The following is a 21357-nucleotide window of genomic DNA, read 5'->3' on the forward strand; positions in this document are numbered from 1 at the left end:
CCAGTAGGTCCTCAGCAGTCCGGCCGGCCGTCCCTCGGGACGGCGCCCCCGGTCCCGGCGTCACAGGGAGCGCGCACGCCATGGCATCACTCCTGATCAGCGCGAGCAGCCTGCTCGCCGCCCCGGACGGCGGCCCGTCCCGGGTGCTCTCCCCGGGTCATCTCAGGATCGAGGACGGGGTGATCGCCGAGGTGGGCGAGGGCCGGCCCGCGGGCGAGCCCGGAGTCGACCTGGACGGCGGCCTGCTCGCCCCCGGCCTGGTGGATCTCCAGGTCAACGGCTTCTTCGGGTACGACATGATGGACGCCGGCGAGGACGGCTGGCACACCGTGGTCCGGCGGCTGCCCGAGACCGGCGTGACCGCGTTCCTGCCCACGTTCATCACCGCGCCGGTCGAGGCCCAGGCCGCGGCGCTGCGCCGTACCCGCGACCTGCTGCCCGGCCTGCCCGCGGGCGGCAGCCGCGTCCTCGGCGTGCACCTGGAGGGGCCCTTCCTGACCGAGCGGCGCAAGGGCGCGCACAACGCGGCGTGGCTCACCGACCCCACGCCCGAGGCCGTCGCCACGCTGCTGGAGACCGGGCTGGTCAGGCTGGTCACGCTCGCCCCCGAACGCGACGGGGCGCTGGAGGCCGTCCGTACCCTCACCGCCGCCGGCGTGCTGGTCAGCGTCGGCCACAGCGACGCGACCGCCGCGCAGGTCGCCGCGGCCGCCGACGCCGGGGCGCGCAAGGTCACCCACATCTTCAACGCGCAGAGCGGCATCGACCACCGCGCGCCCGGCGTCGCCGCCCAGGCGCTGGCCGACGACCGGCTGAGCCCCGGCCTCATCCTCGACCTGCACCACGTGTCCGCGCCGGTGGCCCGGCTGGTGTTCCGGGCCGCGGCCGGACGGGTCGTGCTGGTCACCGACGCCGCCTCCGCCGCCGGGATGCCCCCCGGCGACTACGAGCTGGGCGGCCAGCCCATCCGGATGCCCGAGGCCGGCCCGCCGCTGCGCGCCGACGGCACCCTCGCCGGATCCGGGCTGCGGCTGGACGAGGCGATCGCCAACGCCGTCGGCATCGGCGTCGACCCGGTCACCGCGGTCGACGCCGCCACCCGCGTCCCGGCCGACCTGATCGGCCGTCCCGACCTGGGCCGCATCGCCCCCGGCGCCGCGGCCGACCTGGTGTGGCTCGGCCCGGACCACCGGGCGCATGCCACCTGGATCGCCGGGGAGAACGTTTTCGGAGGGGACCATGAGTAGCACCACCAGCAGGATGCGCGCGGAGATCGGGGAGCAGCCCGAGGCCCTGCGCCGGACGATCGGGGCGCTGCTGCCGCGCGTCGCCGAGATCGGCGCGCTCGCCGGCGGGACCCGCCAGGTCCTGTTCATCGCCCGCGGCTCCTCCGACAACGCCGCGGTGTACGGCCGCTACCTGGTGGAGTCCCGCGCCGGGCGGCTGGGCACGCTGGCCGCGCCGTCCATCGCGACCGCGTACCGCCGCGATCTCGACCTGTCCGGGGTGCTGGCCGTGGCGATCAGCCAGTCCGGCAAGACCGAGGAGATCGTGGAGACGCTGGACTGGGCGGCCCGCTGCGGCGCCCGGACCGTGGCCGTCACCAACGGCGCGGGCTCGCCGCTGGCCGAGGCCGCCGAGGTCGCGCTGGTCACCGACGCCGGCGAGGAGCTGGCGGTCCCGGCGACCAAGACCTACACCACCCAGCTCGCCGCGCTGGCGGTGCTGGCCCTCGGCCTCGGCGCCGACGCGGACCCCGCCGACCTGCTCCGGGTGCCCGACGAGGTGGGCCGGCTGATCGCGCTGACCGAGGCGTCCGAGCAGCTGCCCGCCATCGTCGAGGAGCTCGCCGAGGTGCAGGGGACGGTCGTGTCCGGCCGCGGCATCGCCTTCGGCACCGCGCTGGAGCTGGCACTGAAGATCAAGGAGGCGTGCTACCTGCACGCCATGGGCCTGTCGTACGCCGACCTGCTGCACGGCCCCATCGCCGTGGTCGACGACCGGACCCCGGCGCTGCTGGTGGCGGCCGACTCCGGGCCGACCCTTCCCGGGACGATCGCGCTGGCCCGGCGGGTTCGGGGGGCGGGTGCCCGCGCGTACGGTGTCGGTGGGGGCACCGGGCTCGCCGAGGCGTGCTCGCGCGCGCTGCCCGGCCCGGCGCTGCCCGAATGGGTCGCCCCGCTCGGCCTCATCGTGCCGGGGCAGCTCCTGGTCGAGGCGCTGGCCCGCCGCCTCGGCGCGGACCCCGACGTCCCCCGCGGGCTCAACAAGGTCACCCAGACCGACTGACGGCAGACCCCTCATCCGAAGCACTGGAGCGAACATGGACAAGGCCGAGGCCATCCTCGCCGCGCTCGGCGGCGCCGGCAACATCGTGGAGATCGAGCCGTGCGCCACCCGGCTGCGCACCGAGGTCTCGGACGCCGCCAAGGTGGACGAGGCGGCGCTCAAGGCGGCGGGCGCGTTCGGCGTGATGCGCAGCGGCAGCGTCGTCCAGGTCGTGGTCGGTCCCGAGGCCGACACCATCGCCAGCGACATCGAGGACATCCTCGACTGATCCCGGGAGGCCGGAGCAATGACACGAGTTCTGTCCCCGATCCGCGGCCACGCGGTCGGGCTGGCCGGCGTGCCGGACCCCGTGTTCGCCCAGGCCATGGTCGGCCCGGGCACCGCCATCGACCCCGAACGCGAGCCGGGCACCGCGCTCGCCCCGGTGAGCGGCAAGATCGTCAAGCTGCATCCGCACGCGTACGTGGTGGTGGACGACGAGGGCCACGGGGTGCTCGTCCACCTGGGCGTGGACACCGTGCAGCTCAAGGGCGAGGGCTTCGAGCTGCTCGCCGCCGAGGGCGACACGGTGGTCGCGGGCCAGCCGCTGGTGCGGTGGAATCCCGCCGTGATCGAGGCGGGCGGCCGGTCGCCGGTGACCGCGGTGGTGGCGCTGGACGCCGGCGCCGACGCGCTGGCCGGGGTCGTGGAGTCCGGCGCGGTCGATGGGGGGGCGGAGCTGTTCACCTGGAGCTGACCGCCGCGGTCTTCGACCTGGACGGCACCCTCGTCGACACCGAGCCGCGCAGCCGGATGCTGTGGACGCGGCTGTTCGAGGAGCACGGCGCCCCGCACGACCCCGCGCTGATCGCCTCGTTCGCCGGGCGGCGCGGCCGGGAGGTGCTGGCCGAGCTGATCCACCTGTTCCCCGGGCGGACGGCGGAGGAGCTGTTCGCCCGGGTCGTCTCGTACGAGCACGGCCCGGACCTGCCTCCGGTCGGCCCGGTCCCGGGCGCGGTGGAGCTGGTCGGGGCGCTGCGCGACGCGGGCGTCCCGCTGGCCGTGGCGACCTCGGGGACGCGCGGGTACGCCGAGGGGCTCCTGGAGGAGCTGGGCGTCCGCGCGCTGTTCGACGCCGTGGTGACCGCCGACGACGTCACCGCGGGCAAGCCCCACCCCGAGGCGTTCCTCGCCGCGTGCCGCCTGGTCGGCACGGCCCCCGGGCGCGCGGTCGGCTTCGAGGACGCCCCCGCCGGGGTGGCCGCGGTGAAGGCCGCGGGCATGACCTGCGTCGGCGTGACCACGACCCAGTCCGCCGCCGCGCTGGCCGCCGCCGACCACGTGGTGGCCGACCTGAAGGAACTGCACGTCCTGCCGGGGCCCGCGCTGCGGGTGCCCGGTGGCTGAACCCCCCGCCGGGACGGACCTGCCGGGTGGATTGCGAGGAGTAGCTGTGACCGAGCGTAACGTCAAGATCGAGTCCAAGGTGGGCCTGCACGCCCGGCCGGCCGCGCTGTTCGTGCAGACCGCGGCCAAGGCCCCGATGGACGTCACCGTGGCCAAGCGCGGGGGCGCTCCCGTCAACGCCAAGAGCATCCTGGCCGTGCTCGGGCTGGACGCCCGCCACGGCGAGGAGGTCGTCATCGCGGCCGAGGGCGAGGGCTCCGACGAGCTGCTCGACAGCCTGGAGGCGCTGCTGAGCAGGCCGGAGCCCGAAAGTGCCTGACCTGCCCGAGATGCTGCGGGGCGCCGGGGTCAGCCCCGGCATCGGGGCCGGCCCCGTCCGGACCATCGCCGACTCGGTGCCCGAGCCGCCCGCCGGCGCCCGCCACGCGGGGGACGCCGCTGCCGAGAAGGCCACCGCCCAGGACGCGCTGGAGGCGGTCGCCGCCGACCTGGAGGGCCGCGGCGAGCGGGCCGCCGAACTCGGCAACGAGGAAGGCCGGGAGGTGCTCGGCGCGCAGGCGCTGATGGCCCGCGACCCGGGCCTGGCCGACGCCGTGTCCACCCGGATCGACGGGGGGACGGCCGCGGCGCGGGCCGTGTTCGAGGCGTTCGGCGTCTACCGCGAGATGCTCGCCGGGGCGGGGGAGTACCTCGCCGCCCGGGTGAGCGACCTGGACGACATCCGTGACCGGGCGATCGCCCGGCTGCTCGGCCTGCCGATGCCGGGCGTCCCCGAGTCCGACGAGCCGTTCGTGCTGGTCGCGCGGGACCTGGCGCCGGCCGACACCGCGCTGCTCGACCCCGCCCTGGTGGCGGCGTTCGTCACCGAGGAGGGCGGCCCGACCAGCCACACCGCGATCCTGGCGCGGACGATGGGCGTGCCCGCCGTGGTGGCGCTGCCCGGCGCCACGGAGCTGCCCGAGGGCACCCCGGTGCTGGTGGACGGCGGCGCGGGCACGGTACGCGTCGGCCCCTCCGAGGAGGAGGTCGCGGCGGCGCGCGGCGTGGCGTCGGCCCGCGACTCGCTGCTGACGGAGAGCAGCGGTCCGGGCGCCACCAAGGACGGGCACCGGATCCCGCTGCTGGCCAACATCGGCGGGCCGCGCGACGTCGAGGCGGCGCTGGCGAACGGCGCGGAGGGCGTGGGGCTCTACCGCACCGAGTTCCTCTTCCTCGACCGGTCGACCCCGCCCGGCGACGACGAGCAGGAGGCCGCCTACCGGGAGGTCCTGCGGGCCTTCCCGGAGGGCCGTGTCGTGGTGCGGACCCTGGACGCCGGCGCCGACAAGCCGCTGGCGTTCCTGCCGCCGCCCGGCGAGGAGCCCAACCCGGCGCTCGGGGAACGCGGCCTGCGCCTGTCGCGCGTCCACCCGGAGGTGCTCCGGGCGCAGCTCGCGGCGCTGGCCAGGGCGGCCGAGGGGCTTCCGGCCAGGCTGGAGGTCATGGCGCCGATGGTGACGGGGGTCGAGGAGGCGGAGTTCTTCGCCGAGTCCTGCCGGGCGGCGGGCATCGACCGGCCGGGCGTGATGATCGAGGTGCCGGCCGCCGCGCTGCGCGCCCGCGACCTGGTGACCGAGGTGGAGTTCTTCAGTATCGGCACCAACGACCTGACCCAGTACGCCTGCGCCGCCGACCGGCAGATCGGCGGGCTGGCGGGGTTCCAGGACCCCTGGACGCCCGCGGTGCTGGACCTGGTGGCGATGACCGCGGGGCCCGCCGCCGAGGCGGGCAAGGGCTGCGGGGTCTGCGGCGAGGCGGCCGGCGATCCGGCCCTGGCGTGCGTGCTGGCCGGGCTGGGCGTGACGTCGCTGTCGATGAGCGCGCCGTCCCTGCCGCTGGTGCGGGCCGCGCTGTCGCGCCACACCCTGGAGGAATGCCGCCGGGCCGCCGAGGCGGCGCGTTCGGCCCGTACGGCCGGGCAGGCGCGCACCGCCGCGCGCGAGATGCTGCCGGCGCTGGCGGAGCTGGGCCTGTAGCAACGAGGCGGTGAGGCCACCCGGCGCGGTGGTGGCCTCGCCGCCCACTCCCGGTTCACCGCCTCCCGGGAGGTTCCGGGCGGCCGGGGAACCAGGTGACCGGATCGTACGGCGCGTTCAGGCGGTGACCAGCCAGCGGCCCCCGCTCCGCCGCAGGGTGAAGCTCGACGCGAGGACGCCGCCGGGACGGGCCGGCGCGGTCTTCCACCGCAGCTCCTCGAACTGGACGGTGACCTCGCCGTCCTCGGGGCCGGCCGTGGCGGTGGGCACCGTCACTCCGCGCAGGGCGGTCAGGTCCTGGGGCCGCAGCGCGCTCCTGGCCCGGGCCAGTCCCGTACGGCAGGCGCCCACCCCGCCGAACGTGGCGCGCTCGTAGGCCGGTGCCAGGTGCGCGCAGGCGCCGGCGTCACCCGCCGCGACCCCGCGCAGGTACTTGTAGAGCACCACCCGGGCCGCGCGCGTCGGCGCGGCGGCGGCCACCGTGCCCGGCCGCTCGTCGCCGGGCTCCGGCGTCAGCGGGGGCATGGTGATCTCCTCCTCGCCGCCGCACCCGCCGAGCGCCGTGCCGAGGAGCACGGCCAGCGCCGCCGCGCGGAACCGCGCGGACGGCCGGCGGGCGGCGGGACGGACGGCGGAGCGGGGACCCACGGAGACCTCCCGGGAGACGTAGGTGCGGCCGTCGCGGATCCTCCCAGGCTCCGGAGGCGCCGTCCACACCCCCGTACCGGCGGGCCGCGCAGCCGCTTAGTACGAGAGGCCGTGCCCGGGTTGCCGCCCGCCCGCCCGTACCGGCAGCCGGCCGGCGGGCTTGACGGTGCCCGCCATGACCTTCGCCAGGGCGGCGACGGCGGCCGGGCCCGAGGAGTAGGCGGCCAGGGTCGCGGCGGCCCTCGCCGCGTGGTCGAGGTCGTAGGGACGGCCCAGCGCCGCCACGACCACCGGCCTGGTGCCCAGGGCGCGGATCCGCGCCGCGGTCGCCGTCCCGGCGTCGAGCGTGGTCAGGACGGCGACGTCGGCCCGGGCCGGGGACGCCGCGATCCCGACCCCCTGTGCGCGCAGCGCCGCGGCCAGGGCGGCGGCCCGGGGACCGGAGACGTGGACCGTCCTGCCCTTCAGCGGCAGCAGCCCGCGGTCGTCGCGGACGAGGGTGATCGCGTGCTCGGCGACCTGCCGGGCGACGGCCCTGTGCCCGGACGCCCCCACCACCGCCTCCGCGCGCGCGGGATCGGCGGCGGTGCCGCGGAACAGCCCGCGCCGTTCCTTGAGCCGCAGGATCCTGCCGACCGCGTCGTCGAGCCGCCGCCGGGGGATCTCCCCGCTGCGCGCGGCCCGCAGCACCGCCCGGTAGGCGGTCGAGAGCCGCGGCGGCATGAGGAGCTGGTCGGCGCCCGCGTTGATCGCCCGTACCGGGGTGGCGGCGTCGCCGTACTTCTCGCGCGCCCCGGCCATCCGCAGCGAGTCGGTGACGATCAGGCCCTGGTGGCCGAGCCGCTCGCGCAGCAGCCCGGTCAGCACGGCGCGCGAGAGCGTGGCCGGGTCGCCGGACCGGTCGAGGCCGGGCACGACGATGTGCGCCGACATGACGGCGTCCACCCCGGCGTCGACCGCGGCCTTGAACGGCGGCATGTCCAGCCGTTCCCACTCGGCCCGGGTGTGCGTGATCACCGGCAGGCCGGTGTGGCTGTCGGTGTCGGTGTCGCCGTGCCCGGGGAAGTGCTTGGCGGTGGCCGCCACCCCCGCGGACCGGTAGCCGTCGATCGCCGCGGTCAGCATCCGCGCCACCGCCGCGGGGTCGGAGCCGAACGAGCGGACGCCGATCACCGGGTTGGCCGGGTCGACGTTCACGTCGGCGACCGGGGCGTAGTTCTGGTTGATCCCGACGGCGCGCAGCTCGGTGCCGGTGACCTGGGCGGCGGCGCGGGCGTCCTCGGGACGCCCGGTGGCGCCCAGCGCCATGTTCCCCGGGAAGCGGGTGACGAACGGCGTCCGGGTCACCAGCCCCTGCTCCTCGTCCACGCCGATCAGCAGGGGGAGCTTGGACGCCTTCTGCAGCGCGTTGGACCGCCGGGCGGTGCCCGCGGGCCCGCCGCCGAGGTTGTTCGGGAAGTAGATGAGGCCGCCCACGTGGTAGCGCCGGATCATCGCCTCGGCCTCGTCCGTGCCGGCGAAGCTCGGCACGAAGAGCTGCCCGACCTTCTCCTCCAGGCTCATCCTGGCGACGTACCCGGGGATCCACGCCTCCCGCGCCGCGGCCTGGGCGGAGGGGGACGCGGCGGGTGAGCCGGGGCCGCCGGAGGGACGGCCCCGGTCGGCCGTGGCGCCGCCGCCGCAGCCGGCCAGCGGCACGGTGACCGCGGCCAGCGCGGCGAGCGTGATCGAACGTGGGACGCGCACCCGGACCAGCCCCCCGACATGGTCGCTGTTACTCGCTCGTGATCCGATCCGGCGACGTTAACGGGTCCTCGCCGCGCTGTCGACTCCGGGTCGGCAGGGCGGGGGCTCAGCAGGGCGGCGGGTGGCCGAGCCTGCGCAGCGCGAGCGCGGCGGCGCCGACGGCGCCGTCACCGGCCCGGCGGGGTTCGGCGGCGAAACGGTCGCGCAGCCCGGCCCGCACGGCGTCGGCCACCGGGCCGTCCCGCAGCACCGAGCCGTGCATGACCACCGGCGCGCAGGGGTCGTTGAGCGCCGGCCGCACCGCGTCGACGTCCCGCAGCAGCCATTCGGCGGCCTCCTCGGTGATGCGCCGGGCCACCGGGTCGCCCGCCGCCGCGGCGGCGGCCACGACCGGCCCGAGCCGGCCCAGCGCCGCGGGCGGCCGGCCGTACACCTCCTTGATGATCGCCTGGGCGAGCTGCGGGTCGGGCCGGGGCACCGGCGGCCGGGGATCCGGCGCCCGCCCGAGCGGGCCGTCCCCGGACGGGTCCTGCTGCCCGGCGAGCAGGACCGCGGTTCCCGTTCCGCGCGCGAGGCGGGGGACGGGCGAGGGCGCGGGAACGGGGACGGCGGCAGGGGCGGCGAAGGGGCGCGGACCGGCGCCGAGCGGGGAGACGCCGTGACCGGGAGAACCCGACGGCCCGCCCAGCGCCAGGGCGGGGGAATGCCGCGGGCGCCGCCGGGCGGCTTCGATCTCGGTGACCACCGCCGCGCCGAGCAGCGCCCGCGGCACCGACTCGGTCAGCAGGGTGGGGGAGCCGCGGCCGTCGTAGGCCGCCAGGGCCGCGCGCACCGCCTCCCTTCCCAGCCAGACGGCCGACCCCTCGTCGCCGACCAGCCAGCCGTAGCCGTCGGCGCGCTGCACGATCGTGCCGTCGCTGATCACCGCGGCGCCCGCGCCGGTGCCGGAGAACACCACGATCCCTTTGGGGGCGGTGGTCCCGGCGGCGAAGGCCACCGCGATGTCGGTCACGACGGCGGGCGAGCCGCGCAGCCCGGCGGAGTTCCAGGCGCTCCGCGCGGCGGCGACCGCGGCGGGCCGTCCCGCCGAGCCGGCCCCGGCGATGCCGAAGACGCCGCCGATCACATAGGAACGGTCCAGATCGCCGAGCGCCTCCCGCAGGGCCATGGTGAGCGCCCCCGCGGTGTCGCCCCCGGAGTTGGGGTTGGCACCGGGGCCGGTTCCGGAACCGGCCGGGGCTCCCCCGAGCGTTAGTACGACACAGCGGGTCTTCGTGCCACCCGCGTCTATGCCGATCACGTACGGACCGGCCAAATGGGTCAACACATGGCGACCGTAGCCTTTTCTACCGTTGACGTGACATCCCGTAAGTAAGAAACTTTCTTCCATGAGGAAACCCACCGGCTCGGAGCCGGGGAGCATGGGGGAGGCCGGCGGGCTCGGCTCACCGGCCGCCCCGACCAGCACGACCAAGGACGCGACACCGCTGAGCACCGTGGTCAGGGTGCGCTCCCTGCTACCTTCCCTACCCCCTGCCGAGCGACGTGTCGCGCAACGCGTCATCGACGATCCCGAAGGGGTCGCCAACTCCACCATCACCGAACTCGCCCAGGCCTGCGGCACCTCGGAGACCACCGTCATCCGGTTCTGCCGGGCGATCGGGTTCCACGGCTACCCGGAGCTGCGGCTGACCCTTGCCACCGAGGCGGGCCGGGCGCAGACCGCGACCGGCGGCCGGATCATCGGCAGTGACATCAGCCCCGACGACTCGCTCGAACAGGTCGTGGAGAAGGTGACCTTCGCCGACGCCAGGGCCGTCGAGGAGACCGCATCCCAGCTCGACATCAAGATGCTGGAACAGGTCGTGGACGCGGTCGTGGCCGCCGACCGGGTCGACGTCTACGGGGTCGGCGCCAGCGCCTTCGTCGCCCTGGACTTCCAGCAGAAGCTGCACCGCATCGGCATGGTCTGCGCCGCCTGGTCGGACGCGCACATCATGCTGACCAGCGCGGCGGTGCTGGGACCGGGCGACGTCGCGATCGGGATCTCGCACACGGGCGCGACGGTGGAGACCATCGACGCGCTGGAGGTGGCCAAGGGCAAGGGCGTCACGACGGTGGCCCTGACCAACTTCCCGAAGTCTCCCATCGCCGAGGTGGCGGACCTGATGCTCACCACGGCGGCCCGGGAGACCACCTTCCGTTCGGGGGCGACCGCCAGCCGGCTGGCGCAGCTGACCGTGGTCGACTGCGTGTTCGTCGGCGTGGCCCAGCGCACGTTCGGAACCACCCGCAAGGCCCTGGAGGCCACGTTCGAGGCCGTCCGCGGCCGGACCGTACGACCCGACCGGAGGCGTCGGTGATCGACTGCGACCTGCCCACGGAGGGGCGCAACCCGCGCACCCTCGACGTCGACACGCTGCCCACCCTGGAAGTACTGCGCCGCATCAACGCCGAGGACGCCACGGTGCCGCTGGTGGTCGCGTCCGTGCTGCCGGAGATCGCGCGCCTGGTCGACCTGGCGGTCGCCTCGCTGCGCGGCGGCGGCCGGGTGCACTACTTCGGCGCCGGGACCTCCGGCCGCCTGGCGGTGCTGGACGCGGCGGAGCTGCCGCCCACGTTCGGCATCTGGGGCCGGGTGGTGGCGCACAACGCCGGCGGCTTCGGCGCCCTGTCGCAGGCCGTCTCGGACGTGGAGGACGACACCGAGCTGGGCGCCCGGGACGCGGCCGAGGTCGCCGCCGGCGACATCGCGATCGGGATCGCCGCCAGCGGCCGCACCCCGTACGTGCTGGCGGCGCTGCGGGCGTCCGCCGCGGCCGGCGCGCGGACCGCGCTGATCAGCTGCAACCCGCACACGCCGTACGGCGACGAGGTCGAGGTGCACATCGCCCTGGCCACCGGGCCCGAGGTGATCAGCGGCTCCACCCGGATGAAGGCCGGCACCGCCACCAAGCTGGTGCTCAACTCCTTCTCCACCACACTGATGATCAGGATGGGCCGTACCTACTCCAACCTGATGGTCAGCCTGAACGCGCTCAACGCCAAGCTGCGCGCCCGGCTGGTGCGCATCCTCACCGAGGCCACCGGGATGGACCCGCTGACCTGTGAGAACGCGCTGGTCGAGGCCGGAGGGGACACGCGGGTGGCGCTGGTCTCGCTGCTCGGCGAGGTTCCGGCCGCGCGCGCGACGATGGTGCTGGAGGAGACCGACGGCGGAGTCCGGGAGGCGCTGCAACGGCTGAGATCGGCCTGACGGAGGGGCACGCGCCCAGGGGGGAACGCCCGGAACGATCCGGGCGTTCCGTGCCCCCACGCCGGCCCCCAGGGCCGGGTCCCGCGACCTGACCCCGCGGCAGGCCGCGCTCCCGGTCAGGTGAGGTAGGGCCGCAGCTCCTGGCGCGCGACGGTACGGACGTGGACCTCGTCCGGGCCGTCGAACAGGCGCATGGCGCGGACCCAGGCGTACATCGCGGCCAGCGGGGTGTCGTCGCTGACCCCCGCGCCGCCGTGCACCTGGATCGCGCGGTCCAGCACCTCGTGCGCGATCCGCGGGACGATCACCTTGATCGCGGCGATCTCGGTGCGGGCGCCCTTGGCGCCGTGCCGGTCGATCAGCCAGGCGGTCTTGAGCGTCATCAGCCGGGCCTGCTCGATCGCCATCCGCGACTCGGCGATCTGCTCCCGCACCACGCCCTGGCTCGCCAGCGGCCTGCCGAACGCCACCCGCCCGGCCGCCCGGCGGCACATCAGCTCCAGGGCGCGCTCGGCCATGCCCAGGGCCCGCATGCAGTGGTGGATGCGGCCGGGGCCCAGCCGGGCCTGCGCGATCATGAACCCGTCGCCCTCGCCCGCGATCAGGTTGGACACCGGGACCCGCACGTTCTCCAGGCGCAGCTCGGAGTGGCCGTGCTGGTCCTGGTAGCCGAAGACGGGCAGGTGCCGGACGATCGTCAGCCCGGGGGCGTCCCGGGGCACCAGCACCTGGGACTGCTGCCGGTGCGCCGGGCCGTCCGGATCGGTCTTGCCCATCACGATGAAGATCTTGCAGCGCTCGTCGGCGGCGCCGGTGATCCACCACTTGCGGCCGTTGATCACGTACTCGTCGCCGTCCCGGACGATCGAGGTGGTGATGTTGGTGGCGTCCGAGGAGGCCACGTCCGGCTCGGTCATCGCGAACGCCGACCGGATCCTGCCGTCCAGCAGCGGTTCCAGCCACCGCTTCTTCTGCTCCTCGGTGCCGAACATGTGCAGCACCTCCATGTTCCCGGTGTCCGGGGCGGCGCAGTTGACCGCCTCGGGAGCCAGGTCGGGGGAGCGGCCGGTCAGCTCGGCCAGGGGCGCGTACTCCAGGTTCGACAGGCCGGAGATCTCGGGCAGGAAGAGGTTCCACAGCCCGCGCTCGCGCGCCTTCGCCTTGAGCTCCTCCACGACGGGCGGAAGGGCGTGCGGGTCGTTCTCCGCCCGCCAGGCCGTGTAGACCGGCTCGGCCGGGTACACGTGCTCCTCCATGAACTCCAGCAGTCTCGCCTGGTAGTCCCGCGCCTTCGGGCTGAGTTCGAAGTCCATGGCCGCCAGTGTGACAGAACGGCGTTCGGCCGCTTCGCCCGGGATGGCCTACCATCGGCCCGTGAACGTCAAAGCGGTCATCACGGACTGGGGCGGCGTCCTGACCTCCCCCCTGAGAGAGGCGACCGATGTCTGGCTCGCCGCCGAGCGGATCGACGCCGACGGCTACCGCACGGTGATGCGCGCCTGGCTGCGGGCCTACGACGGCCAGGACTCCAACCCGATCCACGGGCTGGAGGACGGCACGCTCGACCCGGCCGAGTTCGAGCGGCTGCTGGCCGCCGAGCTGCGGACCGTGGACGGCGGCCCGGTGCCCGCCGAGGGCCTGATCGCCCGGATGTTCGAGGCGTTCCACCCGGTCGAGGAGATGTACGACGCGCTGCGCGCCGTCCGCGCCGCGGGCACCCGGACCGCGCTGCTGTCCAACTCCTGGGGCAACGAGTACCCCCGCCACCTCTTCGACGGCCTCTTCGACACCGTGGTGATCTCCTGCGAGGTCGGGATGCGCAAGCCCGACGAGCGGATCTTCCGGCACACCGTCGAGCTGATGGGCCTGCCCGCCGCCGAGTGCGTCTTCATCGACGACATCGAGTACAACGTCGAGGCGGCCCGGGCGGTGGGCATGCGGGCCGTCCACCACACCGGCACCGGCACCACCCTGGAGGAGCTGCGCGGCCTGGGTCTGCGGATCTGACCCGCCGATCTGGCAGACTTGCGGATCGTCATGCGCGTCTACGTCCCGTCCACGCTCACCGCCCTGGCCCGCGTCCACGCGGCGCGGGAGGCCGGTCCCGCCCCGCTGGCGGCCTACGCCGTCACGCCCGCGCTGCGCGAGTGGTACGCCGGCGGCGACATCGAGGAACTGGAGTACGCGGCCATGACCGCCGCGGCCCGCGCCTCGCTGCGGCTGCTGGCCGAAGACCCCGAGGCCCCGCCCCGCCGGGTCGTGCTGGCCGCGGAGGTGCCCGACCAGGCCGCCCGTCCGGCCCCTCCCGGCTCCGGCGGCTCCGGCGGACCCGGCGAGGACACCCGCGCCCTGGTCCAGGTGACCGCCGCGATCCCCTGGCGCCGGATCGCCTCCGCCCATGTCGACGACCCCGAGGCCGCCGACGACGTCCGGGCCGCCGTACGGGCGCTGCCCGCCGCCCGCGCGGGCGACGACGACGCGCTCTTCACCGTCGAGGGCGCCGAGGGCCACGAGCTGATGTGGTACGCGACCCAGGAGCTGGGCGACCTCCTCGCCTGACCCGGCATCGCACGACCCGTGATGGGTAGGGCTGGGGCATGGACGCCGTGACCACCGTCCCCGTACCGGCCAACGAACCCGTCAAGGCCCACGCGCCCGGCAGCCCCGAGCGGGCCGCGCTGGAGGCGCGGATCAAGGAGCTGGCGGACGGCCCGGCCGAGCTCACCATGACCATCGGAGGCGAGCGGCGGCTCGGCGGCGGCCCCCTCATCGACGTCGTCCAGCCGCACGACCACCGGCGCGTCCTCGGCCGGATGGGCGACGCCACCGGCGCCGACGTCCGCGCGGCGATCGAGGCCGCCCGGGCCGCGGCCCCCGGCTGGCGGGCGATGCCGTTCGAGGACCGCGCCGCCATCCTGCTGCGCGCCGCCGACCTCCTCGCCGGCCCGTGGCGGGCCACGATCAACGCCGCCACCGTCCTCGGCCAGTCCAAGTCGGTCCAGCAGGCGGAGATCGACGCCGCCTGCGAGCTGATCGACTTCTGGCGGTTCAACGTGCACTACGCGCGCCGGCTGCTGGCCGAGCAGCCGCTCTCCTCGCCCGGCGTGTGGAACCGGATGGACCACCGGCCCCTGGAGGGCTTCGTGGTGGCCATCACCCCGTTCAACTTCACCGCGATCGCCGGGAACCTGCCGACCGCGCCGGCGCTGATGGGCAACGTGGTGATCTGGAAGCCGTCGCCCACCCAGCAGCTGGCGGCGCACCACACCATGCGGCTGCTGGAGGAGGCCGGGCTGCCCCCCGGCGTGATCAACATGGTCACCGGCAACGGCCGGGCCGTCTCCGAGGAGGCGGTGACCCATCCGGACCTGGCCGGGATCCACTTCACCGGCAGCACCGCCACCTTCCAGCACCTGTGGCGGACGGTCGGCGAGAACATCGCCGGATACCGGGGCTACCCGCGCCTGGTCGGCGAGACCGGAGGCAAGGACTTCGTCGTCGCGCACCCCTCGGCCGACCCCGCCGTCCTGACGACCGCGCTGATCAGGGGCGCCTTCGAGTACCAGGGGCAGAAGTGCTCGGCCGCGTCCCGCGCCTACGTCCCGCGCTCCCTGTGGACCCGGATGCGCGACGGCTTCCTCGACGAGGTCGAGGCGCTGACGATGGGGGACGTCGCCCAGGACCTGTCGCTGTTCATGGGCGCGGTGATCGACGAGCGCGCGTTCGCCAAGCACCGGGCCGCGCTGGAACGCGCCCGCGCCACCGGGACGCTGACCGTCCTGGCGGGCGGCACGCTGGACGACTCCACGGGCTACTTCGTACGGCCGACCGTGCTGGAGTCCGCCGACCCCGAGGACGAGATCTTCGTCAAGGAGTACTTCGGCCCGATCGTCGGCGTGCACGTCTACGACGACGGCGACTACGACGCGATGCTGGACCAGATGGAGGGCGTCGCCCCGTACGCCCTGACCGGCGCGATCGTCGCCCGCGACCGGGCCGCGATCGCCGCGGCGACCGAGCGGCTGCGCTTCGCCGCCGGCAACTTCTACGTCAACGACAAGCCCACCGGCTCGATCGTCGGGCAGCAGCCGTTCGGCGGCGCCCGCGCCAGCGGGACCAACGACAAGGCCGGGTCGATGGCCAACCTGACCCGCTGGACGAGCATGCGAGTGATCAAGGAGACGTTCGTCCCGCCGACCGATCACCGCTATCCCCACATGGGGCCCTGAGGCCACCCGGGGTACGCCCTCCGGCCACCCTCCGGTGGCGTCCCGCCCGGTTGCGGGAAAGGGGCGGCAGGATCGACGATATGTCCGCCCGCATCGGCCACGTGCGGGCGGGACCGGTGCCGCGGGGCGCCTCCGAACGCGCATGGGAACGGGATGACGACGCTGAACCGTCTGGTGCTGTGGAACATCGATCACACGCTCGTGGACGTCGGACGGATCACCCGGATGGCCTACGCCGAGGCGTTCCAGCGGACCTGCGGGCGCCCGCTGGTCCGGCTGCCGCCCACCCCGGGCCGGACCGAGTCGGAGATCATCTTCGAGACGCTGGCGTTCAACGACGTGGTCACCACCGACGACCACCTGCCCGCCTTCATGGCCGCGCTGGCCGAGTCGTTCGCCGCGCACCGCGCCGACCTCAAGGCGCACGGCCGGGTGCTGGCCGGGGCCCGCGAGGCGATCGCCGCGCTGGCCCGCCTGCCCGACACCGCCCAGTCGGTGCTGACCGGCTCCATCGAGCCCAACGCCGTCCTCAAGGTGACCGAGCTGGGCCTGGCCGGGGGGCTCGACCTGGAGGTCGGCGGCTACGAGAACGGCGTCTACAGCAAGGCGGCGCTGCTGGAGGTTGCGCGCGGCCGCGCCGGCGACAAGCACGGCGTCCGCTACACCGAGGCGGCCACCGTGTTCGTCGCCGACTCCCCGCGCGACGTGCAGGCCGCGCGCATCGCCAGGTCCCCGATCATCGCGGTGGCGTCCGGCAGCGCGACCGAGGCCGAGTTGCGCGCCGCCGGCGCCGACGTCGTGCTGTCCACCCTTGCCGACACCGACGCCGTGCTCCGCGCCGTCCTGGAGCTGACCGGCCGCTGACCCCGCCCGGCCCGGGCCCGTGCGCGTCTGCCAGGATCGGTGATGTTGCGCAGGTCACCCGGCCGGACGGATGCTGGGGACGTACCGGGCAGTGGGCGGAGGGAGCGAGATGTCGCGTGACCACGAGGTCGCGGAGGGCGCCCTGTTGTGGGAGCCGTCGGAGGAGGCCGTCGCCCGCGCGCGGGTGACCGGCTTCGCGCGATGGCTGGCGGAGCGCGGCGTGCCCGCCGGGTCGTACGACGAACTGTGGCGCTGGTCGGTCACCGAGATCGACGCGTTCTGGGACGCGATCTGGTCCTACTTCGAGGTCGTCGGCGAGCGGGGCGGCGGGCCCGTGCGCGAGGGCGGCCCGACCCCCGTCGACGGGCTGACGTGGTTCCCCGGCGCGACCGTCAACTACGCCGCCAACGCCCTGCGCCGGGCCGCCGCCGATCCCGACCGGCCCGCGGTGGTCTTCCGCTCCGAGGCCGGCGGCCACCGGGTGCTCACCGGCCGCGAGCTGTGCCTGCACGTGGCGGAGGTCCGCGCCGGGCTGGCCGCCCTGGGCGTCGGCAAGGGCGACCGCGTGGTGGCGTACGTGCCCAGCATCCCCGAGGCGCTGATCTGCTTCCTGGCCACCGCCTCGCTGGGCGCGATCTGGTCGTCGTGCTCGCCCGACTTCGGCTCGTCCTCGGTCATCGACCGGTTCTGCCAGATCGAGCCCAAGGTCATGATCGCGGTCGACGGCTACGCCTACAACGGCAAACGCTTCGACCGGCGCGAGATCGTCGGCGAGATCGAGGCCGCGCTGCCCACCCTGGCCGCCACCGTCCTCATCCCCTACCTCGACCCGGCCGCGACCCCCGACGGCCTGCGCGTGGGCGTGCGGTACGCCGACCTGCCCGCGTCCGGGCACGACACGCTGGAGTTCGAGGACGTCCCGTTCGACCACCCCCTGTGGGTGGTGTACTCCTCCGGCACCACCGGGCTGCCCAAGCCGATCGTGCACGGCCACGGCGGCGTGGTCCTCGAACACCTCAAGGCCCTGTCGTTCCACCAGGACCTCGGCCCGGACGACGTGTTCTTCTGGTACACCACCACCGGCTGGATGATGTGGAACTACCTCGTCGGCGGGCTGCTGGTGGGATCCACCATCGTCCTGTACGACGGCGCGCCCGCCGACCTGTGGAAGCTGGCGGCCGAGACCGGGGTCACCTACATGGGCGTGGGCGCCCCGTACATCACCGCCTGCGCCAAGGACGGTCAGCGTCCCGGCGAGGAGTACGACCTGTCCGGCCTGCGCGGCATCGGCTCCACCGGGTCGCCGCTGCCGCCCGAGGGCTTCGCCTGGGTGTACGAGGCGGTCGGCAAGGACCTGCTGCTGGGCTCGTTCGCGGGCGGCACCGACCTGTGCACCGGGTTCGTGGGGCCCACACCGCTGCTGCCGCTGTACGCGGGTGTGCTGCAGTGCCGCGGCCTGGGCGCCAAGGTGGAGTCGTTCGGCGACGACGGCCGGCCCGTCATCGACGAGGTCGGCGAGCTGGTCATCACCGAGCCCATGCCCTCGATGCCGGTGTTCTTCTGGAACGACCCGGACGGCGAGCGCTACCGCGAGTCGTACTTCGAGATGTACCCCGGCGTGTGGCGGCACGGCGACTGGATCAAGGTCCGGCCGGACGGCGGCTGCGTGATCTACGGCCGGTCCGACTCCACCCTCAACCGCGGCGGCGTCCGGATGGGCACCGCCGACTTCTACCGCGTGGTCGAGGCGTTCCCCGAGATCGCCGACAGCCTGGTCATCGACACCGGGCGGCTCGGGCAGGAGGGCCGCCTCATCCTGTACGTCCAGCCCGCCGAGGGCGCGGAGCTGACCGAGGAACTGGTCGGCGAGCTGCGGCGCCGGATCCGGTCGGCGCTGTCGCCGCGGCACGTGCCCGACGAGATCAACGAGGTCCCGGGCATCCCCCGGACACTGTCGGGCAAGAAGCTGGAGGTCCCGGTCCGCAAGATCCTGCAGGGCACCCCGGTGGAGCGGGCGGCCAACCGCGACTCGCTGGCCGACCCCGACGTCCTGGACCACTTCATTCCGTCGTCCTGAGCGTTCCGTCCCGGCCGGCCCGGCCTGGGGTACGGCCGGCCGAGCGGCGGGCGTACTCCAGGATGTCGCCGCGCCGGTAGAGGCGCCTGACCCGGCCGCCGCCCAGCGGCTCGGTCCGGGCGGGCTCGGGCCAGCCGGCGGGCGGCCGTTTCGGGTAGACGGTGACGCTGGTCGGGGCCAGGCCGAGCAGCCGGGCGGCGTCGGCGAGGGTGATCAGCTCGTCCGGATCGCCCTCGCCGGCCTGCCGCGCGTCCCGTTCGCGGTCCTGCCCGCGCCGGTACGACGCGTACCAGGCGGCCCATTCCCGCCCGTCCCAGTAGAGGGCCTTGCCCGACCGGTGGGCGGCGTCGGGGTGGCCGTTGGCGGCGCGTTCCGCCCAGAGCCTCTTCAGGGCGTGCCGGCTCAGGCCGTGCTCCGCGGCCAGCTCGTCCCGGGTGAGCAGCCCGGACGGCACCTCGGAGGGTGTACGGCGCGCCGCGTACCAGCGGTCCCAGGTCTCGGCGTCCCAGGCGAGCCGGCCGCCGACCGTGCCCGCGGCCTCGGGGTGGCCGTTGGCGGACCGTTCGCGATACCACTTCTCCAGCGTGCTGAGCCCCAGGCCGTACAGGTCCATCAGGTCGGCCCGGGTGTAGGCGCGGCGCCCCTCCACGGTGTTCATGGGTCCATTGTCGCGGAGCCGCCACGCGGGCGAATCTCGCTGAAAAACTCGCTGTGAGCTGGCACAATGTCGCTGGTCGTCAGGTCTGGGCGGTTCGGAGCGCGGGCGCGCCCCGCCGCGCACGGTGATCCGGACATCACGAAACTGCCCGTATGGGAAGCGCAGGGTTACCTCGCGACGTAAGGTCTCATGGCTAAGTGAACTTCCCCCGGGTATAGGGCGTCACACAATCAGGGGACAGGTCTGCGTCGATAAGGACGGCGGGCCGTCGGTCCCGACGATCCAGAGAGGGCGGTTTTCCGCATGGAGGTTGGGGCGCTGCGTTCCGGCGACCCGGAGCGGCTGGGGCGGTACGCGCTCATCGGCCGCGTGGGCGAGGGCGGTCAGGGCACCGTCTTCCTCGCCGAGGACGGGGACGGCGGGCGGGTGGCCGTCAAGCTGCTGCACGCGGAGCTGACCTCCGACGACAAGGCCCGGGCCCGGTTCCTGCGCGAGCTGGAGGTCGCCAAGCGGGTGGCCCCGTTCTGCACCGCGCAGGTGATCGACGCCGACGCGACCGGTGACCGGCCCTACATCGTCAGCGAGTACGTGCCCGGCCCCTCGCTCAACCAGCTGGTCAACGAGCGGGGCCCGCTGGGCGGGGCGGCGCTGGAACGGCTGGCGGTCGGAACGGCGACCGCGCTGGCCGCGATCCACCAGGCCGAGATCATCCACCGTGACTTCAAACCGCACAACGTGCTGATCGGCTCGGACGGCCCACGGGTGATCGACTTCGGGGTGGCCCGGGCGATCAGCGGCTCCACCACGCTGACCAGCAAGGTGATCGGCACTCCCTCGTACATGGCGCCCGAGCAGATCCAGGGCGACGAGGTCGGCACCGCGGCGGACGTGTTCTGCTGGGCGGCGACCGTGGCGTTCGCGGCCACCGGCGAGCCGCCGTTCGGGCAGGACACCATCCCCGCCGTCATCAACCGGATCCTGCACCACGAGCCCGAGCTGGGCGACCTGGACGGCGCGCTGCGCGACCTGGTCGCCGACTGCCTGAGCAAGGAGCCGGGCGACCGGCCCAACGCACGCCAGCTCTTGATGCGGTTGCTCGGCCACGAGGAGCCCGCGGCGGCGGTGCCCGCCACCGTTCCCGCGGCGGCCGAGACAGAGGCCGAGACCGGGGCCGACGCCGACGACGCGACCGCCATCCTGGCCGCGGGCAGCGTGCTGGCCGCCGAGCTGAGCGAAGAGCAGGCGCGCGCCGCCGCCTCCGCCCGGCCGTCCAGGGCGGGCCGGGCCGGCGGCTCCGGCGGACGGGACGACGCCGCCTCCACCCAGGTCTCCGGTCTCGGCATCGGCGACGACGAGGAGGAGGCCGGCGACGCGGGCGACCGGCCCGACCGGCCCCGGCGGAAGGCATCGGGCGCGGCGCCGTCCCCCGCGGAATGGGCGGCGCAGAACACCCTGCCCCCCGACCTGGCCGGCGGGCACGGCGGCCCGGACGGCGGTGGCCTCGGCGGCGCCCGGGGCCCGCGCGCGAAGCTCGCCCGCCCGCGCCGGGTGGCCCTGCTCGCCGGAGCGGCGGCGCTGGTCGTCGCGGTGTCCACCGTCTCGACCGTGCTGGCGATGGACAAGGACGAGAAGGACAAGACCGGCCAGCCGGTGAGCTCCCACCAGCCCGTACCGCCCGCGAGCGTGGCCCCCGACGACACTCCCACGCTCCCGGCCCGCCACCTGCCGGAGCCGCAGGACCGGCCGACCGGGGAGCTGTCGCCCACGCCGACGCCGTCCGATACGCCCACCGGCACCGGGTCCCCGACCCCCACCGACGATCCGAGCACCCCCGGCCCGAGGCCCACCAAGACCACGGCCGAGCCCACTCCCACCGACACTCCGACCACGCCCGACGACCCGCCGACCGATCCCACGGACCCGGGGTCGGGCGGCGACGGCAGCGGCACCGGCAGCGGCGCCGGCACCGGCACCGGCGGATGAGCGGAGCGCCGCGCCCGCGGATCGCCGCCGCCCGGCGGCGGGCGCGGCGCGGCGGCCTCCGCACCCCCCAGCCACAGGTTTCGTGGGCGTGGCCGTAAGAAAGGCCACGTAAGCGGCTGCCCCTACTGGTCGGCTTTGGGGGCAATTCCTGGTTACGCTGGCGCAGTGAGCGGCGCCACAACGAGGTGGCGGAGGTTCTCTAGGGG

The 21357-nt window shown here is 75.0% G+C and carries 20 protein-coding genes; 15 read left to right on the top strand and 5 right to left on the bottom strand.

Annotated elements, in window-relative coordinates:
* Positions 1 to 80: 80 nt before the first annotated feature.
* Genes nagA through ptsP form a run of 7 tightly spaced genes read left to right on the top strand, consistent with a single transcriptional unit; the run spans position 81 to position 5690 of the window.
* Entirely contained in the window at positions 81 to 1247 is a 1167-nt protein-coding gene (nagA, locus tag IW256_RS04210) for an N-acetylglucosamine-6-phosphate deacetylase (RefSeq protein ID WP_197009684.1), read from the top strand.
* Positions 1240 to 2289, top strand: a complete 1050-nt coding sequence (locus IW256_RS04215) for an SIS domain-containing protein (RefSeq protein ID WP_197009685.1) — start codon at positions 1240 to 1242, stop codon at positions 2287 to 2289. Before nagA ends, IW256_RS04215 begins: the two co-directional genes overlap by 8 nt.
* A gap of 34 nt (positions 2290 to 2323) precedes the next feature.
* Entirely contained in the window at positions 2324 to 2557 is a 234-nt protein-coding gene (locus tag IW256_RS04220; RefSeq protein WP_197009686.1) for a PTS sugar transporter subunit IIB, read from the top strand.
* An 18-nt stretch (positions 2558 to 2575) separates the two neighbouring features.
* Positions 2576 to 3025 carry a PTS sugar transporter subunit IIA gene (locus IW256_RS04225; RefSeq protein WP_197009687.1) on the top strand — a complete coding sequence of 150 codons (450 nt, stop codon included), beginning with the start codon at positions 2576 to 2578 and terminating at the stop codon, positions 3023 to 3025.
* Positions 3022 to 3675 carry an HAD family hydrolase gene (locus tag IW256_RS04230; protein ID WP_269218034.1) on the top strand — a complete coding sequence of 218 codons (654 nt, stop codon included), beginning with the start codon at positions 3022 to 3024 and terminating at the stop codon, positions 3673 to 3675. Before IW256_RS04225 ends, IW256_RS04230 begins: the two co-directional genes overlap by 4 nt.
* A gap of 46 nt (positions 3676 to 3721) precedes the next feature.
* Positions 3722 to 3994 carry an HPr family phosphocarrier protein gene (locus IW256_RS04235; protein WP_197009688.1) on the top strand — a complete coding sequence of 91 codons (273 nt, stop codon included), beginning with the start codon at positions 3722 to 3724 and terminating at the stop codon, positions 3992 to 3994.
* A 10-nt stretch (positions 3995 to 4004) separates the two neighbouring features.
* The gene (gene ptsP / locus IW256_RS04240; protein WP_197016093.1) at positions 4005 to 5690 is read left to right on the top strand and encodes a phosphoenolpyruvate--protein phosphotransferase; all 1686 of its coding nucleotides are present in this window, start codon (positions 4005 to 4007) and stop codon (positions 5688 to 5690) included.
* Between the two features lie 117 nt (positions 5691 to 5807).
* On the opposite strand, the gene IW256_RS04245 is transcribed toward ptsP, so the two are convergent.
* From IW256_RS04245 to IW256_RS04255, 3 genes are all read right to left on the bottom strand, one after another.
* A complete protein-coding gene (locus IW256_RS04245; RefSeq protein WP_197009689.1) occupies positions 5808 to 6338 on the bottom strand; it encodes a hypothetical protein in 531 nt (176 codons plus the stop codon).
* A gap of 96 nt (positions 6339 to 6434) precedes the next feature.
* Positions 6435 to 8084, bottom strand: a complete 1650-nt coding sequence (locus IW256_RS04250; protein ID WP_197009690.1) for a glycoside hydrolase family 3 protein — start codon at positions 8082 to 8084, stop codon at positions 6435 to 6437.
* A gap of 106 nt (positions 8085 to 8190) precedes the next feature.
* On the bottom strand, positions 8191 to 9411 hold the full coding sequence (locus tag IW256_RS04255) for an N-acetylglucosamine kinase (RefSeq protein ID WP_307828732.1): 1221 nt from the start codon (positions 9409 to 9411) through the stop codon (positions 8191 to 8193).
* A gap of 94 nt (positions 9412 to 9505) precedes the next feature.
* Here IW256_RS04255 and IW256_RS04260 point away from each other — a divergent pair, with 94 nt between their 5' ends.
* Together IW256_RS04260 and IW256_RS04265 are read left to right on the top strand one after the other, a co-directional pair.
* Positions 9506 to 10447, top strand: coding sequence for a MurR/RpiR family transcriptional regulator (locus IW256_RS04260; RefSeq protein ID WP_420535443.1), 942 nt, complete (start codon positions 9506 to 9508; stop codon positions 10445 to 10447).
* Positions 10444 to 11340: an N-acetylmuramic acid 6-phosphate etherase gene (locus IW256_RS04265; protein WP_197009691.1), complete on the top strand. Its 897-nt coding sequence runs from the start codon at positions 10444 to 10446 to the stop codon at positions 11338 to 11340. Before IW256_RS04260 ends, IW256_RS04265 begins: the two co-directional genes overlap by 4 nt.
* A 116-nt stretch (positions 11341 to 11456) precedes the next feature.
* On the opposite strand, the gene IW256_RS04270 is transcribed toward IW256_RS04265, so the two are convergent.
* A complete protein-coding gene (locus tag IW256_RS04270) occupies positions 11457 to 12653 on the bottom strand; it encodes an acyl-CoA dehydrogenase family protein (RefSeq protein WP_197009692.1) in 1197 nt (398 codons plus the stop codon).
* Positions 12654 to 12696: 43 nt separating this feature from the next.
* Here IW256_RS04270 and IW256_RS04275 point away from each other — a divergent pair, with 43 nt between their 5' ends.
* The 5 genes from IW256_RS04275 to IW256_RS04295 all read left to right on the top strand — a co-directional run bounded on the left by IW256_RS04275 (position 12697) and on the right by IW256_RS04295 (position 18510).
* Positions 12697 to 13347, top strand: a complete 651-nt coding sequence (locus tag IW256_RS04275; protein ID WP_197009693.1) for an HAD family hydrolase — start codon at positions 12697 to 12699, stop codon at positions 13345 to 13347.
* 30 nt (positions 13348 to 13377) lie between these two features.
* On the top strand, positions 13378 to 13899 hold the full coding sequence (locus IW256_RS04280; protein WP_197009694.1) for a DUF6912 family protein: 522 nt from the start codon (positions 13378 to 13380) through the stop codon (positions 13897 to 13899).
* A 38-nt stretch (positions 13900 to 13937) separates the two neighbouring features.
* Entirely contained in the window at positions 13938 to 15569 is a 1632-nt protein-coding gene (gene pruA / locus IW256_RS04285; protein ID WP_197009695.1) for an L-glutamate gamma-semialdehyde dehydrogenase, read from the top strand.
* A 153-nt stretch (positions 15570 to 15722) separates the two neighbouring features.
* A complete protein-coding gene (locus tag IW256_RS04290) occupies positions 15723 to 16433 on the top strand; it encodes an HAD family hydrolase (RefSeq protein ID WP_197009696.1) in 711 nt (236 codons plus the stop codon).
* Positions 16434 to 16542: 109 nt separating this feature from the next.
* Entirely contained in the window at positions 16543 to 18510 is a 1968-nt protein-coding gene (locus IW256_RS04295) for an acetoacetate--CoA ligase (RefSeq protein ID WP_197009697.1), read from the top strand.
* Here IW256_RS04295 and IW256_RS04300 read toward each other — a convergent pair.
* A complete protein-coding gene (locus tag IW256_RS04300) occupies positions 18494 to 19168 on the bottom strand; it encodes a hypothetical protein (RefSeq protein ID WP_197009698.1) in 675 nt (224 codons plus the stop codon). The genes IW256_RS04295 and IW256_RS04300 overlap by 17 nt on opposite strands.
* A 303-nt stretch (positions 19169 to 19471) precedes the next feature.
* On the opposite strand from IW256_RS04300, the gene IW256_RS04305 reads away from it, so the two are divergent.
* A complete protein-coding gene (locus IW256_RS04305; protein ID WP_197009699.1) occupies positions 19472 to 21151 on the top strand; it encodes a serine/threonine-protein kinase in 1680 nt (559 codons plus the stop codon).
* Positions 21152 to 21357: the final 206 nt, after the last annotated feature.

Origin of the sequence: Actinomadura viridis (genome assembly GCF_015751755.1) — a bacterium.
In the GTDB taxonomy this organism is placed as follows: domain Bacteria; phylum Actinomycetota; class Actinomycetes; order Streptosporangiales; family Streptosporangiaceae; genus Spirillospora; species Spirillospora viridis.

What these genes read in the sequence shown, in the direction of transcription:
- nagA (WP_197009684.1), top strand. Translation starts at nt 81, where the DNA reads ATGGCATCACTCCTGATCAGCGCGAGCAGCCTGCTCGCCGCCCCGGAC.
- IW256_RS04215 (WP_197009685.1), top strand. Translation starts at nt 1,240, where the DNA reads ATGAGTAGCACCACCAGCAGGATGCGCGCGGAGATCGGGGAGCAGCCC.
- IW256_RS04220 (WP_197009686.1), top strand. Translation starts at nt 2,324, where the DNA reads ATGGACAAGGCCGAGGCCATCCTCGCCGCGCTCGGCGGCGCCGGCAAC.
- IW256_RS04225 (WP_197009687.1), top strand. Translation starts at nt 2,576, where the DNA reads ATGACACGAGTTCTGTCCCCGATCCGCGGCCACGCGGTCGGGCTGGCC.
- ptsP (WP_197016093.1), top strand. Translation starts at nt 4,005, where the DNA reads ATGCTGCGGGGCGCCGGGGTCAGCCCCGGCATCGGGGCCGGCCCCGTC.
- IW256_RS04260 (WP_420535443.1), top strand. Translation starts at nt 9,506, where the DNA reads ATGGGGGAGGCCGGCGGGCTCGGCTCACCGGCCGCCCCGACCAGCACG.
- IW256_RS04270 (WP_197009692.1), bottom strand. Translation starts at nt 12,653, where the DNA reads ATGGACTTCGAACTCAGCCCGAAGGCGCGGGACTACCAGGCGAGACTG.
- IW256_RS04275 (WP_197009693.1), top strand. Translation starts at nt 12,697, where the DNA reads ATGGCCTACCATCGGCCCGTGAACGTCAAAGCGGTCATCACGGACTGG.
- IW256_RS04280 (WP_197009694.1), top strand. Translation starts at nt 13,378, where the DNA reads ATGCGCGTCTACGTCCCGTCCACGCTCACCGCCCTGGCCCGCGTCCAC.
- pruA (WP_197009695.1), top strand. Translation starts at nt 13,938, where the DNA reads ATGGACGCCGTGACCACCGTCCCCGTACCGGCCAACGAACCCGTCAAG.
- IW256_RS04290 (WP_197009696.1), top strand. Translation starts at nt 15,723, where the DNA reads ATGACGACGCTGAACCGTCTGGTGCTGTGGAACATCGATCACACGCTC.
- IW256_RS04295 (WP_197009697.1), top strand. Translation starts at nt 16,543, where the DNA reads ATGTCGCGTGACCACGAGGTCGCGGAGGGCGCCCTGTTGTGGGAGCCG.
- IW256_RS04300 (WP_197009698.1), bottom strand. Translation starts at nt 19,168, where the DNA reads ATGAACACCGTGGAGGGGCGCCGCGCCTACACCCGGGCCGACCTGATG.
- IW256_RS04305 (WP_197009699.1), top strand. Translation starts at nt 19,472, where the DNA reads ATGGAGGTTGGGGCGCTGCGTTCCGGCGACCCGGAGCGGCTGGGGCGG.